This window comes from Variovorax sp. P1_G12, assembly GCF_056405555.1.
In genome coordinates this window covers 1-14,623 of the sequence record NZ_JBFUBW010000008.1, presented here as the reverse complement: position 1 = coordinate 14,623, position 14,623 = coordinate 1, and the positions used below count along the sequence as shown (strand labels likewise).

The window sequence follows — 14,623 nt, the reverse complement described above, 5'->3', positions numbered from 1 at the left end:
AATTGCTCCTTAAACAGACAGTTCATACAAAAATCCTCGCAGGTCTCACGCCCCTTGCGACTGGCGCCCCAGGCCAGAAACACCGCGGATCCGGCTTCGCCGGGCCGCCGGTGTTGCCCCCGGCCGGGGGTGGGCGGGCTACACGAAGTGAGCCCAACCTGGGGGCGAGCTAAAAATACGGCGCGTGGCCGTCGTGCTTGAAGCGCTGCGCTTCATCGTAAGGAAACACATCGAGCATTTGCCCGGCCTGGATCCGCTGCTTGTGGCTCTGCCAGAAGGCGGCGTCGAGCAGGTCGGCGTGGTGGGCCATGAAGGCCTCGCGCACCGCGGGGTTGCCCAGCAGGAAGGGCTCGAAGGTCTCGGGGAAGACGTCCTTCGGGCCGACCGAATACCAGACCTCGCCGCTCATCTCGTCCTCCTCGTTGCGCGGCGTCGGCACCTTGCGGAAATTGCAGTCGGTGAGGTATTCGATCTCGTCATAGTCGTAGAACACCACCTTGCCGCCGCGCGTGACGCCGAAGTTCTTCCACAGCATGTCGCCCGGGAAGATGTTCGCCGCCACCATGTCCTTGATCGCATTGCCGTACTCGATCACCGCGTGCTCCAGCTGCTTGCCCGCCCGCTTGGCATGCTCGGGCTGCTCGAGCAGGTCGAAGGACTCCTGCAGGAAGATGTTCAGCGGGATCATGCGGCGCTCGATATAGACGTGCTTGACCACCACCTCCATCTCCCCGTTGCCGTCGCGGTCGCCGATCTCGAGCTGGCTCGGGGCGAACTTGCGGATCTCCTCGATCAGCTCGGGTTCGAAGCGGTCGAGCGGAAAACCGACATCGCTGTACTCGAGCGTGTCGGCCATCCGGCCCACGCGGTCGTGCTGCTTCACCAGCATGTACTTGCTCTTGATCTGCTCGCGCGTCGTCTCCTTCTGCGGTGGATAGAAGTCCTTGATGACCTTGAACACGTAGGGGAACGACGGCAGGTCGAACACCAGCATCACCATGCCCTTGATGCCCGGCGCGATGCGGAACTTGTCGGTCGAGTAGATCAGGTGGTACAGGAAGTCGCGGTAGAACAGCGTCTTGCCCTGCTTGGCGAGCCCGAGCGCGTTGTAAATCTCGGCCCGCGGCTTGCGCGGCATCAGCGAGCGCAGGAACTGAACATAGGCCGACGGCACCTCCATGTCGACCATGAAGTAGGCGCGCGCGAAGCTGAACAGCATCTGCAGATCGTCCTCGCCGAACAGCGCCGCGTCGACATAGAACTTGCCCGCGGCGTCGTGCAGGATCGGCAGCGCGAACGGCAGCTCGACGAAGCCGTTGTTGACCTTGCCGACCACATAGGCGCCCTTGTTGCGGTAGAACAGGCCCGACAGCACCTGCAGCTGGAAGTTGGCGCGCAGCTTGATCTGGTGGAAGCGCCCGAGGATCGCGGCCGCCACCCGCTCGGCATCGCGGCGGCGGTCGGCATAGCCGCCCTGCAGCGCGTAGTCCTCGAGCATCCGCTCGACCGTGTCGGCCAGCGTTTCGCGCTCCGGGTAGTAGGCGCGGTAGGTGGGCGCGTCGCGCGGCTCGATGTATTCGGTGCTGATCGCCGGCCGCACGAAGATGAAGTCGTTCTGGAAGTAGGCGCGGTGCAGGATCTTGGTGGTGACCGAGTTGAAGAAGCTCTCGGCCAGTTCCGGCTGGTGGTGGTCGACCAGGAGGCCGATGAAGTGCAGCTTGATCTGGTGCCAGACGTCCATCGGCTGCTCGCCGGCCTTGAACTCCTTCTCGAGCCGGGCCACCGCCTCGCTGACCCGCAGGTCGTAGAACTCGATGCGCTCGCGCTGCGCGCGCTGCTGGCCATGCCAGTCGGCGGTCTCGAAGCGATGCTTGGCGCGCGCCGACTCGGCCCGGAAGAGCCGGTAGTGCCGATCGAAGCCGTCGCGCATCGCACGCGCGATGTCATAGGCGAGCGGCGAATCGAGGCGCTGCGGAAACATGGTTCAGTCGGCCAGGCCGATCGCATCCGGCAGGCTGGGGGTGCTCTCCGACGGCTTGCTCCACTTGTAGCGGATTCGCTGCACCGCGGCGCGGTACTGCGTCTCGAGCGGCTTGGAGCCGTCGATGGTCATGCCCAGGTCCTGCAGCAGGCCGTCGTTGACGCCGAAGGCCCAGCCATGGATGGTCACCTCCTGGCCGCGGCTCCAGGCGTCGACCATCACCGTGCTGACGCTGACGTTGACGACCTGCTCGGCCACGTTGAGCTCGCACAGCGCATCGGCGCGCACGGCTTCGGGCAGGCTTTCGAGCATCACGCGGTGCCGGTCGCGCACGTCCTGGATGTGGCGGATCCAGTTGTCGGCGATACCGATGCGCGCGCCCTCGAGCGCCGCCTGCACGCCCGAGCAGCCGTAGTGGCCGACCACCATGATGTGCCGCACCTTGAGCCGCTCGACGGCGAACTGGATGGCCGACAGCGCGTTGAGGTCGGAGTGCACCACGATGTTGGCCACGTTGCGATGCACGAAGACCTCGCCCGGCTCGAGGCCGGTGATCTGGTTCGCGGGCACCCGGCTGTCGGAGCAGCCGATCCACATGTACTTGGGCGTCTGCTGCTTCACCAGGCTGGTGAAGAAGCCGGGGCGATCGCGCTCCATGCGTGCCGACCAGGCGCGGTTGTGGGCGAAAAGGTCCTCGAGGGGGTCGGGTGTGTTGTCCATGTGTCGTCGGTGGTGTGTGGTGGGGTGCTGGAGCGGTCGCTCAGCGCGTCTTCGGCTTCGCGGTGCGCGCCAGCGCGGCGCGCGCCTTCTTTTCCTGGGCGCGGACTTCCGCCAGGTTGGCCTGCAGCTCGACCAGCTGGCTTTCGAGCTGCTCGCGGTGCCCGCCGAGCACGCCCAGAAAGCGCTCGAGCTGCACCGCGGTGTCGCGCGGACTGTCGTACATGTCGAGTATCTCGCGGGCCTCGGTCAGCTTCAGGCCGAGCCGCTTGGCGCGCAGCGTGAGCGTGAGGCGGGCGCGGTCGCGCGAGGTGTAGATGCGCTGCAGCCCGTCGCGACGCGGCGCCAGCAATCCCATGTCCTCATAGAAGCGGATCGCCCGCGTGGTGAGGTCGAACTCCTTGGCGAGCTCGCCGATGGTGAAGGTCTGCGAAGGCATGTGGGGGCCGGAAAGCGTGTGCGACAGCAGGTTCGAGCGGCTCTGCATACAATGATGGGTCAAAGCCATGACGTTTACGTTAACGTCAATCGTACATGAACATCCTCGAACGCGAACTCCACTACCCCCTCGGCGACACCCTGCCGGCCCCCGGCGAGACCCTCGAAGTGGCGCCCGGCGTCCGCTGGATCCGCATGGCGCTGCCCTTCGCGCTCGACCACATCAACCTCTGGCTGCTGCGCGACACCCTCGACGGCGTCGAGGGCTGGACCGTGGTCGACTGCTGCATCGCGCACGATGCCGCGCGCGCGCAGTGGGAGCAGATCTTCGAGACGCAGCTGCAGGGGCTGCCGATCCTGCGCGTCATCGTGACCCACATGCACCCCGACCACATCGGCCTCGCGCACTGGCTGTGCGATCGCTGGAAGGCGCCGCTGTGGATCAGCTCGACCGACTACCACGTGGCGCGCGTGCTCACCTCCGCCGGCGACACGCTGGCCGGCGGCGACGCGGCGGCCGACTTCTTCGCCTCGCACGGGCTCACCGACGCCGAGTCGGTCGCCAAGATCCGGTCGCGCACCAGCTACTACGCCAACATGGTGCCCTCGGTGCCCGCGAACTTCGTGCGCATGATGGACGGCGACACGGTCGACATCGGCGGCCGCGGCTGGCGCTGCATCAGCGGCTACGGCCACGCGCCGGAACACATCGCGCTGTACTGCGAGGAAGTCAACGCGCTGCTGGGCGGCGACATGATGCTGCCGCGCATCTCGACCAACGTGAGCGTGCATGCCGGCGAGCCCGAGGCCAATTCGCTGCGTCTCTTCCTCGACAGCATCGAGCGCTTCAAGGCGCTGCCGGTCGACGCGCTGGGCCTGCCCTCGCACGGCAAGCCGTTCACCGGCATCCACCGCCGTGTCGAGCAGCTCAAGGAGCACCATCGCGACCGCCTGGCCGAACTGCTGGAGGCCTGCACCGCGCGGCCGCACAGCGCGGTCGAGGGCCTGCCGATCCTGTTCAAGCGCGAGCTCGACCTGCACCAGATGACCTTCGCGATGGGCGAGACCGTGGCCCACCTGCACCTGCTGTGGTTCTCGGGGCAGATACAGCGCCGGCTGGGCGAGGACGGCATCTACCGGTTCGGCGCCTTCTCGTGACGACATTGAGCCGCCTGCGCGCGGGCGAACTGGCCGGAGCGCAGCGGCTCGACCTGTCTGCCGGTCTGAGCGAGTTTCCGCGCGAGATCTTCGATCTGGCGGACTCGCTCGAGGTGCTCAATCTTTCGGGCAATGCGCTGAGCGCCCTGCCGGACGACCTGCACCGGCTGCACCGCCTGCGCGTGCTCTTTTGCTCCGACAACCAGTTCACCGAGTTGCCCGAGGCGGTCGGGCGATGCGGCCGGCTCGAGATGGTCGCCTTCAAGGCCAACCGCATCGAGCGGGTGCCCGCGTCCGCGTTGCCGCCTGCGCTGCGCTGGCTGATCCTCACGGACAACCGGATCGACGCGCTGCCGGACGCGCTCGGCCAGCGTACGCGGCTGCAGAAGCTGATGCTCGCGGGCAACCGGCTGCGGGCACTGCCGGAGTCGATGGCCGCCTGCCGCGCGCTCGAACTGCTGCGCATCTCGGCGAATCGCTTCGAGGCGCTGCCGGGCTGGCTCCTGTCGCTGCCGCGCCTGTCGTGGCTCGCCTTCGCGGGCAATCCCCTCGACGAAGCAGCCGAAGCGCAGGCGATGGATGCCCAGCCGACGCCGACCATCGACTGGCATCGGCTCTCGCTGAAGCAGCAACTCGGAGAAGGCGCCTCCGGCGTGATCCACCAGGCCGACTGGCTGCAGCCGGACGGCCGCCCTCGGCCGGTCGCGGTGAAGCTGTTCAAGGGCGCCGTGACCAGCGACGGCTGGCCGCACAGCGAGATGGCGGCCTGCATCGCGGCCGGAACGCATCCCGGCCTGATCCCGGTGCTGGGGCGGATCGAGAACCATCCGGCAGCGAGCGCCGGCCTGGTGCTCGAATTGGTCGACACGACCTTCCGCAACCTGGCCGGGCCGCCGAGCCTGCAATCCTGCACGCGCGACGTCTATGCCGACGACGCCCGCTGGCCGCCGGATACCGCGCTGCGCATGGCCCGGGGTATCGCCTCGGCCGTCGCCCGTCTGCACGCGCGCGGCATCCTCCACGGCGATCTCTACGGCCACAACATCCTCTGGAACGGCCAGGGCGACGGCCTGCTCGGCGACTTCGGAGCGGCTTCGTTCCTGCCGCGCGACGATGCCGCGCAGTCGCGGGCACTGCAGCGCATCGAGTCCCGCGCCTTTGGTTGCCTGATCGAAGAACTGCTCGATCGCTGTGCCCCGGCCGATGCGGCCACGCAGGCATTGCTGGCCGGCATCCGGTCGCGCTGTCTCGACGACGACCCCGCCGCGCGCCCGCTGTTCGCCGAGATCGCCGCCGCGCTGGCTGCGCAATGAACGCCCTGCCGCTGCCCGTGCGAGACGGCGTCGGCCCGAGCTGCGCCGCACTGCCCGTCGGCGACTGGCCCACGATCGCGGAGTTCCTGGTGCAGCGCTTCGCGGCGATTCCGCGCGCGACCTGGGAGGCCCGCATCGAGGCCGGCGACGTGGTCGACGAGCATGGCGTGCGCGTCACCCGCACGCGGCCTTACCAGCCGCGGCTGCGGGTCTACTACTACCGTGCGCTCGACTCGGAGCCCGTCGTCCCGTTCGACGAACAGGTCCTGTACCGCGACGCGCACCTGCTGGTGGTCGACAAGCCGCACTTCCTGCCGGTCACGCCGGTCGGCAAGTACGTGCAGCAGAGCCTGCTGGTGCGCCTCAAGCGCAAGCTGGGCCTCGAACACCTGGCGCCGCTGCACCGGATCGACCGCGAAACCGCGGGCATCGTGCTGTTCTCGGTGTTGCCGGCCAGCCGTGGCCCCTACAGCGCGCTGTTCGCCGATCGCGCCATCCACAAGCGCTACGAGGCGATCGTTCCCTGGCAGCCCGGCGGCGCGCTGCCGGCCACGCGCCGCAGCCGGCTCGCGCCCGACGACCATTTCATGCGCATGACCGAGGTCGCCGGCGAGCCCAACGCCGAGACGCACTTCGAGCTGCTGGAAGCGCACGACGGCTGGGCGCGGCTGGGCCTGTCGCCGGTCACCGGCCGCCGGCACCAGCTGCGGGTGCATTGCGCCGCGCTCGGCATGCCGATCCGGAACGACGCGATCTACCCGGCGCTCCTGCCCGAAGGCAGCGACGACTTCGACCGCCCGCTGCAGCTGCTGGCCCGCGAAGTCGCCTTCCTGGATCCGCTGACCGGCGCCGAACGGCGCTTTGCGAGCCTGCGCTCCCTGGCCTGGCCAATGGCCTGAGCTGGCACCAAGGTGACGCCGTCCGGCGGCCCTGCGCACTAAGCTCCGGCAAGCCGCTCGGCCGGCGAAACGCACCGCATACCCAGGAGACACACCGCATGGACACCACCCGACTCTTCTCGCTCGAAGGGCGCACCGCACTCATCACCGGCGGCTCGCGCGGCATCGGCCGCATGATCGCCGAGGGCTTTCTGGCGCAGGGCGCCCGCGTCTACATCTCGGCGCGCAAGGCCGCGGCCTGCGACCAGACCGCGAAGGAGCTTTCGGCCTTCGGCCACTGCGTCTCGCTGCCGGCCGACGTCTCCACGCTGCAGGGCGCGCAGGGGCTGGTCGACGCCTATGCGAAGCACGAAGGCGCGCTCGACATCCTGGTCAACAACGCCGGCGCAGCCTGGGGCGCCCCCTATGACGAGTTCCCCGAAAGCGGCTGGGACAAGGTGGTCGACCTGAACCTCAAGACGCCCTTCTTCCTGACCCAGGCGCTGACGCCGATGCTCCGGAAGGCGGCCACCGACCACCTGGCCAAGGTCATCAACATCGCCTCGATCGACGGCATCTCGGTCAATCCGCAGGAAACCTATTCGTACGCGGCGAGCAAGGCCGGGCTGATCCAGCTGACGCGCCGGATGGCGCTGCGGCTCGCGCAGGACCGCATCGTGGTCAGCGCGATCGCGCCGGGCGCCTTCGCGTCCGACATGAACAAGGACGCGCGCGATCACGGCGAAGAGGTGAAAGAGCGCATCCCGGCCGGCCGCATCGGCGCGCCGGAAGACATGGCAGGCGCCGCGATCTACCTGGCTTCGCGCGCTGGCGACTACGTGATGGGCTCGACGCTGGTGGTCGACGGCGGCGTGACGCACGCGAGGTAGCAGACCCCCACGCTCCCCCACTTCGTGTGGGTCGCTGCCCCCCGAGGGGGAGTCAGCAGGCCGCCCGTCTGCGCGAAGCGCGGACTTCGCCGCGCTGGCGGCCCGGCGCCGGCCTGGATGGCCCCCACGCTCCTCACTTCGTGTGTCGCTGCCCCCCGAGGGGGCCGCAGGCCGCCTTGGGGCGGCCCGGCGCCGGCCTGAGCGCATCTACCAGCGCGGCACCGGCTCGTCCTTGAGCTGCCTGCGCAACTGCTGGTAGTCGGGCAGCACGCTTTCCACGGTCTCCCAGAAGCGCGGGCTGTGGTCCATCACGCGCAGGTGGCTCAGTTCGTGGGCGACCACATAGTCGATCACCGACATCCGGAAGTGCACCAGTCGCCAGTGCAGGCGAATGGCGCCGTCGGCGCTGGCGCTGCCCCAGCGCGTGGAGGCGTTCGACAGCGACAGCTTGTGCCAGGCGACGCCCAGGCGCGGCGCGAAATGGTCGAGCCGCTCGATGAAGATGCGGCGCGCCTGGCGCATCAGCCAGGCCTGGGCGGCATCGCGGATCTGCGCTGCGCTCGCGTTCCTCGCCAGCGCCAGGCGCAGGACAGGAGCCTCGCCGCCGTGGCCGGCACCGGCGTCGAGCACCGCGCCGACGCCATCGAAGGCGTGATGCGGATCGAGCCGCACGCTCACCTGCTGGCCGAGGAAAGGAAAGACGACACCGTCCGCCCACTCGATGCGCGCCGACTCCAGCCGCGCGTGGCGCTGCTGCGTCTCGGCCAGCTTGCGCAGGATCCAGTCGCCCTTCTCCTTCACCGCGGCATCGACGTCGCGCAGCGCCACCCAGCGCGGCGCCCGCACCGACAGGCCTTCGGCCCCGACCACGAAGCCGATGGTGCGGCGCTTGCCGCGCGTGAACTCGTAGGCCACGCGGGCGTCGGCCAGCAGGATCTCGCGCGTGGCACGCGGGTGGATGAAGCTCGCCGGACTCAGCGCGTCGGCCAGCGGGATCGCCGGCACGCGCGGTCCCTCGGTCGGCGGCGGACTCGGCTCGGCCGCAGGCGCGTCGAACAGATCGAGCGTGAACTGCAACAGGCCGCGCATGGTCGGGATCTCAGGCAGCGGTGGATGCGGCGGCGGCGGCCGGCGCATAGGCCTCGGGATCGAGCCGGCGCATCTCGGCCTCGATCCACGCCTCGACCTCGCGCATCAGCTCGTCGGGCTTGCGGCCGACACTCGAAATGGCCGGCCCGATCGAGACGTCGACCACGCCCGGGCGCTTGATGAAGGCCTTGCGCGGCCAGACCTTGGCCGAAGTCACGGCGATCGGGACCACCGGCACGCCGGTCTCGCAGGCGAGCCGCGAGCCGCCGTTCTTGTAGTTGCCCTTCTGGCCGCGCGGGATGCGCGTGCCTTCGGGAAACATGATGATCCAGATGCCCTGTTCGAGCAGCTTGCGGCCCTGCGCCACGACCTTGTTGAAGGCCTGCGTCTTCTGGCTGCGATCGATGTGGATCATGTCGAGGCGGGCCATGGCCCAGCCGAAGAACGGCACGTAGATCAGTTCCTTCTTGAACACGTAGGCCAGCGGATGCGGCATCAGCGTGGGCATCAGGAAGGTCTCGTAAGTCGACTGGTGCTTCACCAGCAGCACGCAACCCGCGAGCTTGTCGGTCGGCAGGTTCTCCATGCCGGAGACGCGGGTGCGGATGCCGAGCAGCACCCGTGCGCCGCCGATGGCCCAACCGAGCCAGGTCGCGGCCATCCAGTACAGCGGGATGCCGCGCTTCCAGAGCGAGCTGACGCACATGATGATCCCCCACGGGATCACGGTGACGAGCATCCACAGCGCGTGGATGACGGAACGGACGAAATCCATCAGACAGCTACTTTCAGCGTGGCGCGCTCTTCACGCTCCAGCAGGAAATCGACAAAGGCCGCGAGGTCCTCGTGGACCTGGGTGTTCGGCGGGTACTCGGGGGGCAGCGGCACGCCGCGCAGAGCCTGGCCCATGCCGGTCAGCAGCAGGTGCGGCTCGCAGCCCGCGGCCGCGCCGGCCTGCAGGTCGCGCAGGCTGTCGCCCGCGGTCGGCACGTGGGACAGATCGACGCCGTAGCGCTCGCCGATCTGCAGGAACAGGCCGGGCTTGGGCTTGCGGCAGTCGCAGCCCTCGTCGGGGCTGTGCGGGCAATAGAACACGGCATCCACCCGGCCACCCACGGCCGCCAGCATCTTGTGCATCTTGGCGTGCATCGCATTGAGCGAGACGACATCGAACAGCCCGCGCCCGAGGCCCGACTGGTTCGAGGCGATGACCACGTGCCAGCCCGCATGGTTGAGCCGCGCCACGGCCTCCAGCGCGCCCGGCAGCGGCGTCCACTCGATGTCGCTCTTGACGAAGTCCTCGCGGTGCGCGTTGAGCGTGCCGTTGCGGTCGAGGATGACGAGTTTCATGGTGTCTCTTTTCAGGCGGCCAGCCGTTCGAGCTGCGCCACCCGGTTCATCGCGGCGTGCAGCAGCATCAGCAGCCCGAGGCGGTTGAGACGCAGGTCGGCCTGCTCGGCATTGACCATCACGCCGTCGAAGAAGGCATCGACCGGCTCGCGCAGCGCGGCCAGCGTCTGCAGCGAGGCGGTGTAGTCGCCCTTGTCGAACTGCGCGTCCGCGACCGGCACCACCTGCCGCATCGCGGCATGCAGCGCCTTCTCGGCCGGCTCCTGCAGCAGCAGCTCGCTGACGTGCGCATCGGCCTCGGGCGATTTCTTGAGGATGTTGCCGATGCGCTTGTTGGCCGCGGCCAGCGCGGGCGCCTCGGGCAGCGCGGCGAAGGTGCGGACAGCGTCGAGACGCCTCGGGATCGTCGCCCACGCCCCCAGCTTGCGCACATAGACGGCCGCGTCGATCTCGACCGCCGAATAGCCTTCGTCCTTGAAGTAGCTCTTGAGACGCTCGATGAGGAACTCATCGAGTTCGACACTCCGGTCCTCCAGAAGGCCCGGCGCAAAGACACCGAACGCCTGTCGCGTGAGCTCATGGAACTGCAGCGGCAACGAACGCTCGATGAGCATGCGCACCACACCCAGGGCATGACGCCGCAGCGCGAACGGGTCACGATCGCCCGTGGGCAGGTTTCCAATGCCAAACATGCCGACCAGCGTTTCGAGCTTGTCGGCAAGCGCAACGGCGACGCCCACCATGTCGCGCGGCAAAGCGTCCCCGGCGAAACGAGGCTTGTAATGGTCCTCGATGGCATCGGCAACCGTCGCATCGAGCCCGTCGTGCAGCGCGTAGTAGCGGCCCATCGTGCCTTGCAGCTCGGGGAATTCGCCAACCATGTCCGTCACGAGGTCGGCCTTGGCGAGTTGTGCCGCCTGCACAGCATGCGCGGCCAGCTTGGTGTCGCCGGACGCAGCGCCCAACTGCTCGCCGATGAGGTGGGCGATCTGCATCACCCGCCGCACCCGCTCGCCCTGGGTGCCGAGCTTGTTGTGATAGACCACCTTGGCCAGCGCCTCGACCCGCGAGGCCAGCGACTTCTTGCGGTCCTGGTCGAAGAAGAACTTGGCGTCGGCCAGCCGCGGGCGCACCACGCGCTCGTTGCCGCCGACGACCGCGCTGGCGTCGTCGGGGCGGATGTTGCTGACCACCAGGAACTTGTTGGTGAGCTTGCCCGCCGCGTCGAGCAGCGGGAAGTACTTCTGGTTGGCCTTCATCGTGAGGATCAGGCATTCCTGGGGCACGTCGAGGAACTCGCGCTCGAACTCGCACACCAGCACGTTGGGCCGCTCGACCAGGGCCGTGACCTCGTCCAGCAGTGCGTCGTCATGGATCGCCTGCGTGCCGCCACCGACCTTCACGGCCGCTTCGGCGAGCTGCCGCGCGATCTCGTGGCGGCGGGCCTCGAAGCCGGGGATGACGGCGCCCTGTTCGCTCATCTGGCCGGCATAGCTGTTGGCGTCGCGCAGTTCGATCGGATCGACCGCGGCCTCGAAACGGTGGCCATGCGTCTGCCGACCGGCCGTGAGTCCGAGCGCTCCGACCGGCACGATCGCGTCGCCGTGCAGCGCCACCAGGCCATGGGCCGGCCGCACGAAGCTCACGCTGCTCCAGCCCGGCAGCTCGCAATTCGTCTCGAGCTGGTAGCTCATGACCTTGGGGATCGGCAGCTTCGCGATCGCCTCGGCCAGCGCCTTCTGCAGGCCTTCGGCCAGCGTTGCGCCCTTGGCGATGCTCTGGAAGAACAGCGCCTCGGCCTTGCCGTCCATCGCGCGCTGCAGCCCCGGCACCGCGCTGGCATCGGCGCCCAGCGCCGCCAGCCGCTTGAGCAACGCGGGCGTGGCCTGGCCCGCGCCATCGAGGCCCACCGTCACGGGCATGAGCTTCTGCGACACCGCCTTGTCGGCGGCCTGCGCCAGCACGTCGGTCAGGTGGGCGGCCAGCCGCCGCGGCGAGGCATAGGCCGTGAGCACCGAGCCGGCATCCGCCAGGCCCAGGGCGACCAGTTGGTCGCGCAGTTGCGAGGCAAAGGCGTCGCCGAGCTTCTTCAGCGCCTTCGGCGGCAGTTCCTCGACGAACAGTTCGACGAGCAGGTTGTTCTTGGTGGTCATATCGCTCAGGCCGCCTTCTTCGTCATCTGTGCGACCCACTCGCGCGGCGCCATAGGGAATCCGAGCCGCTCGCGGCTCTCGTAGTAGCTTTGCGCGACGCTGCGCGCGAGATTGCGGATGCGGCCGATGTAGGCCGCGCGCTCGGTCACGCTGATCGCGCCGCGCGCGTCCAGCAGGTTGAAGCTGTGGGCCGCCTTGAGCACCTGCTCGTAGGCCGGCAGCGCGAGTTGCGCCTCCATCAGCACCTTGGCCTGCTTTTCATGCGCGGCGAAGGCCGTGAACAGGAACTCGGCGTCGCTGTGCTCGAAGTTGTAGGTCGACTGCTCGACCTCGTTCTGCTTGAAGACGTCGCCGTAGCTCAGGCCCTCGGTCCACTTCAGGTTGTAGACGTTGTCCACGCCCTGCAGGTACATCGCCAGGCGCTCCAGCCCGTAGGTGATCTCGCCGGTGATCGGGCGGCAGTCGATGCCGCCGACCTGCTGGAAGTAGGTGAACTGCGTCACCTCCATCCCGTTGAGCCAGACCTCCCAGCCCAGGCCCCAGGCGCCGAGCGTGGGGTTCTCCCAGTCGTCCTCGACGAAGCGGATGTCGTTCTTCCTAAGGTCGAAGCCGAGCGCCTCGAGCGAGCCCAGGTAGAGCTCCAGGATGTTGCTCGGTGCCGGCTTCAGCACCACCTGGTACTGGTAGTAGTGCTGCAGCCGGTTCGGGTTCTCGCCATAGCGGCCGTCCTTGGGACGGCGGCTCGGCTGCACGTAGGCGGCCTTCCAGGGCTCGGGGCCGAGCGCGCGCAGGAAAGTGGCGGTGTGCGAGGTGCCGGCGCCGACCTCCATGTCGTAGGGCTGCAGGAGCGCGCAGCCCTGGGCATCCCAGTAGGCTTGGAGCTTGAGAATGATTTGTTGGAAAGTCAGCATGTTGAGCCTGGTGGCCGCAAGGAAGCGAAACGCCCCCGACGCGGCGAACCGGCCATTTTAAGAGCCAGAACCGCACCCCACGAGCCGCCCCGCGCCAGCCGGGGCGCGTTCCGGAAATACCGCGGATCCGGCTCAGCCGGTCCGCCGGTATTGCCCCCCGGCAGGGGGGTGGGCGGCTACACGCAGTGAGCCAACCTGGGGGGCGAGTCAATACTCCCAGAAAATCCGCTGCAGTTCCTTCGTATCCTTGGTCTTGGTGAGGGCCACCATCGCCAGGATCCGCGCCTTCTGCGGCCGCAGGTCGTGCGCCACCACCCAGTCGTACTTGTCGTCCGGCTGCTCGGCATTGCGGATCACGAAGCCGTCCGGCACCCGCGAGCTGCGGATCACCAGGACGCCATCGGCGCGCAACTTCTGCAGGACCGGCACGATGCGATCAGCCACCGAGCCGTTGCCGGTGCCGGCATGAACGAGCGCCTTGATGCCGCTCTTGGCCAGCGCGTCGATGGCCGTCGGCGGCACGCTCTGGTAGCCATAGGCGATCTCGACCGGCGGCAATGCATCGATCTTGTCGATGTCGAACTCCGACTGCATCGTGTGGCGCTTGGCCGGGAGGCGGAACCAGTAGTTGCGGCCCTCGACGATCATCCCGAGCGGTCCCCATTGGCTCTTGAATGCCTCGGTCTTGACGTTGACCGTCTTGTTGACGTCACGCCCGGTATGGATCTCGTCGTTCATCGTCACGAGCACGCCCTTGCCGGCGGCATCCCTGCTGGCCGCCACGTTGACCGCGTCGTACAGGTTCAGCGCGCCGTCGGCCGACAGCGCGGTGCCCGGGCGCATCGAGCCGACCACGATGATCGGCTTGGGGGTGTGCACCGTGAGCGTCAGGAAGTAGGCGGTTTCCTCGATCGTGTCGGTCCCGTGCGTGATCACGATGCCGTCGACATCGGCCTGCTTCGAGAGCGCCGAGACGCGCTTGGCGAGGACCAGCAGGTTGTCGTTGGTCAGGCTTTCGGAAGCGACCTGGAACACCTGCTCGCCACGGACGTTGGCCACCTTCGACAGTTCGGGCAGCCCCGCGATCAGCTTGTCGACCGGCACCTTGGCCGCCGAATAAGTGGCGCTGTTGGCGGCCGTGGCGCCGGCGCCGGCGATGGTGCCGCCGGTCGCGAGGATCACCACGTTGGGCAGGCCCTGGGCATGCGCGAGGGCGCCGGCGACGAGCAGCGCGGCGGCGGCCGCGAAGGCTCGGGTTCGAGAGGCGAGGGTCATGGCAGCTCCTTCGAATGTGGACGAGACGAAAGGAACGTTAGCGGAAAGCACACCGGCGCGGCAAGCGCCGCGCGAGCCACCCTCGCGGGCCGGCCAGGAAGGCCTGCGCTCAGGCGATGTAGAGCCGGTCGGAATCCAGACGCCGCAGTGCCGACAGTTCGCGCACGCTCGGTGCCTCGGTGGTCGCGATGTGCTTGTCGTGCAGCAGCGTGAAGCCGGTGTTGTCCTGCACCTGCTCCAGGGTGACGCCCGGGTGCAGCGCGACGATCTTCATGTGCCTGGTCTTGTCGTCGAAGCCGAAGATGCCCAGGTCGGTCACCACCCGGAACATGCCGCCGGCCAGCAGGCCGCGGTCGCGGCGGCTGCTGCCGCCGTCGAGGAAGCCCGGGCTGGTGACGAAATCCACCTTGTCGACGAAGCGCCGGCGCTCATGGCGCATGGCGACGATCATGTTCGTCAGGCTCGAGATG

The 14,623-nt window shown here is 68.3% G+C and carries 14 protein-coding genes; 4 read left to right on the top strand and 10 right to left on the bottom strand.

Annotation, left to right across the window (positions count from 1 at the left end; genetic code table 11):
- Positions 1 to 169: 169 nt before the first annotated feature.
- The 3 genes from aceK to AC1D2O_RS10830 are packed head-to-tail and all read right to left on the bottom strand — an operon-like array spanning position 170 to position 3,137.
- The gene (aceK, locus tag AC1D2O_RS10840) at positions 170 to 1,981 is read right to left on the bottom strand and encodes a bifunctional isocitrate dehydrogenase kinase/phosphatase (RefSeq protein ID WP_478156955.1); all 1,812 of its coding nucleotides are present in this window, start codon (positions 1,979 to 1,981) and stop codon (positions 170 to 172) included.
- 3 nt (positions 1,982 to 1,984) lie between these two features.
- Positions 1,985 to 2,701, bottom strand: coding sequence for a carbonate dehydratase (can, locus tag AC1D2O_RS10835; RefSeq protein WP_478089999.1), 717 nt, complete (start codon positions 2,699 to 2,701; stop codon positions 1,985 to 1,987).
- A 40-nt stretch (positions 2,702 to 2,741) separates the two neighbouring features.
- On the bottom strand, positions 2,742 to 3,137 hold the full coding sequence (locus AC1D2O_RS10830; RefSeq protein ID WP_478090001.1) for a MerR family transcriptional regulator: 396 nt from the start codon (positions 3,135 to 3,137) through the stop codon (positions 2,742 to 2,744).
- 95 nt (positions 3,138 to 3,232) lie between these two features.
- On the opposite strand from AC1D2O_RS10830, the gene AC1D2O_RS10825 reads away from it, so the two are divergent.
- The 4 genes from AC1D2O_RS10825 (at position 3,233) to AC1D2O_RS10810 (ending at position 7,375) form a co-directional block, all read left to right on the top strand.
- A complete protein-coding gene (locus AC1D2O_RS10825) occupies positions 3,233 to 4,294 on the top strand; it encodes an MBL fold metallo-hydrolase (RefSeq protein ID WP_478156953.1) in 1,062 nt (353 codons plus the stop codon).
- Positions 4,291 to 5,607 (top strand): leucine-rich repeat-containing protein kinase family protein, encoded by a 1,317-nt coding sequence (locus tag AC1D2O_RS10820; RefSeq protein ID WP_478089997.1) that lies wholly within the window; start codon positions 4,291 to 4,293, stop codon positions 5,605 to 5,607. Before AC1D2O_RS10825 ends, AC1D2O_RS10820 begins: the two co-directional genes overlap by 4 nt.
- Positions 5,604 to 6,506, top strand: coding sequence for a pseudouridine synthase (locus AC1D2O_RS10815; protein WP_478089996.1), 903 nt, complete (start codon positions 5,604 to 5,606; stop codon positions 6,504 to 6,506). Before AC1D2O_RS10820 ends, AC1D2O_RS10815 begins: the two co-directional genes overlap by 4 nt.
- Positions 6,507 to 6,604: 98 nt before the next feature.
- Entirely contained in the window at positions 6,605 to 7,375 is a 771-nt protein-coding gene (locus tag AC1D2O_RS10810; protein WP_478089995.1) for an SDR family oxidoreductase, read from the top strand.
- Positions 7,376 to 7,582: 207 nt separating this feature from the next.
- Here the strand turns inward: AC1D2O_RS10810 and AC1D2O_RS10805 are convergent, their stop codons facing one another.
- The 7 genes from AC1D2O_RS10805 to AC1D2O_RS10775 form a co-directional block, all read right to left on the bottom strand.
- Positions 7,583 to 8,464 (bottom strand): M48 family metallopeptidase, encoded by an 882-nt coding sequence (locus tag AC1D2O_RS10805; protein ID WP_478089994.1) that lies wholly within the window; start codon positions 8,462 to 8,464, stop codon positions 7,583 to 7,585.
- A gap of 10 nt (positions 8,465 to 8,474) precedes the next feature.
- Positions 8,475 to 9,239 (bottom strand): lysophospholipid acyltransferase family protein, encoded by a 765-nt coding sequence (locus AC1D2O_RS10800; protein ID WP_478089993.1) that lies wholly within the window; start codon positions 9,237 to 9,239, stop codon positions 8,475 to 8,477.
- On the bottom strand, positions 9,239 to 9,814 hold the full coding sequence (gene gmhB, locus AC1D2O_RS10795; RefSeq protein ID WP_478089992.1) for a D-glycero-beta-D-manno-heptose 1,7-bisphosphate 7-phosphatase: 576 nt from the start codon (positions 9,812 to 9,814) through the stop codon (positions 9,239 to 9,241). Before gmhB ends, AC1D2O_RS10800 begins: the two co-directional genes overlap by 1 nt.
- An 11-nt stretch (positions 9,815 to 9,825) precedes the next feature.
- On the bottom strand, positions 9,826 to 11,967 hold the full coding sequence (gene glyS, locus AC1D2O_RS10790) for a glycine--tRNA ligase subunit beta (RefSeq protein ID WP_478089991.1): 2,142 nt from the start codon (positions 11,965 to 11,967) through the stop codon (positions 9,826 to 9,828).
- Between the two features lie 5 nt (positions 11,968 to 11,972).
- Positions 11,973 to 12,878, bottom strand: a complete 906-nt coding sequence (gene glyQ / locus AC1D2O_RS10785) for a glycine--tRNA ligase subunit alpha (protein ID WP_478089990.1) — start codon at positions 12,876 to 12,878, stop codon at positions 11,973 to 11,975.
- A gap of 207 nt (positions 12,879 to 13,085) precedes the next feature.
- Complete coding sequence (locus AC1D2O_RS10780; RefSeq protein ID WP_478089989.1) at positions 13,086 to 14,153, bottom strand: type II asparaginase; 1,068 nt, start codon at positions 14,151 to 14,153, stop codon at positions 13,086 to 13,088.
- 109 nt (positions 14,154 to 14,262) lie between these two features.
- A partial coding sequence (locus tag AC1D2O_RS10775) for a CoA-transferase (RefSeq protein WP_478156951.1) occupies positions 14,263 to 14,623 on the bottom strand: 361 nt, incomplete at its 5' end.

What these genes read in the sequence shown, in the direction of transcription:
- gmhB (WP_478089992.1), bottom strand. Translation starts at nt 9,814, where the DNA reads ATGAAACTCGTCATCCTCGACCGCAACGGCACGCTCAACGCGCACCGC.
- aceK (WP_478156955.1), bottom strand. Translation starts at nt 1,981, where the DNA reads ATGTTTCCGCAGCGCCTCGATTCGCCGCTCGCCTATGACATCGCGCGT.
- AC1D2O_RS10815 (WP_478089996.1), top strand. Translation starts at nt 5,604, where the DNA reads ATGAACGCCCTGCCGCTGCCCGTGCGAGACGGCGTCGGCCCGAGCTGC.
- AC1D2O_RS10805 (WP_478089994.1), bottom strand. Translation starts at nt 8,464, where the DNA reads ATGCGCGGCCTGTTGCAGTTCACGCTCGATCTGTTCGACGCGCCTGCG.
- AC1D2O_RS10830 (WP_478090001.1), bottom strand. Translation starts at nt 3,137, where the DNA reads ATGCCTTCGCAGACCTTCACCATCGGCGAGCTCGCCAAGGAGTTCGAC.
- glyS (WP_478089991.1), bottom strand. Translation starts at nt 11,967, where the DNA reads ATGACCACCAAGAACAACCTGCTCGTCGAACTGTTCGTCGAGGAACTG.
- can (WP_478089999.1), bottom strand. Translation starts at nt 2,701, where the DNA reads ATGGACAACACACCCGACCCCCTCGAGGACCTTTTCGCCCACAACCGC.
- AC1D2O_RS10825 (WP_478156953.1), top strand. Translation starts at nt 3,233, where the DNA reads ATGAACATCCTCGAACGCGAACTCCACTACCCCCTCGGCGACACCCTG.
- glyQ (WP_478089990.1), bottom strand. Translation starts at nt 12,878, where the DNA reads ATGCTGACTTTCCAACAAATCATTCTCAAGCTCCAAGCCTACTGGGAT.
- AC1D2O_RS10800 (WP_478089993.1), bottom strand. Translation starts at nt 9,239, where the DNA reads ATGGATTTCGTCCGTTCCGTCATCCACGCGCTGTGGATGCTCGTCACC.
- AC1D2O_RS10810 (WP_478089995.1), top strand. Translation starts at nt 6,605, where the DNA reads ATGGACACCACCCGACTCTTCTCGCTCGAAGGGCGCACCGCACTCATC.
- AC1D2O_RS10780 (WP_478089989.1), bottom strand. Translation starts at nt 14,153, where the DNA reads ATGACCCTCGCCTCTCGAACCCGAGCCTTCGCGGCCGCCGCCGCGCTG.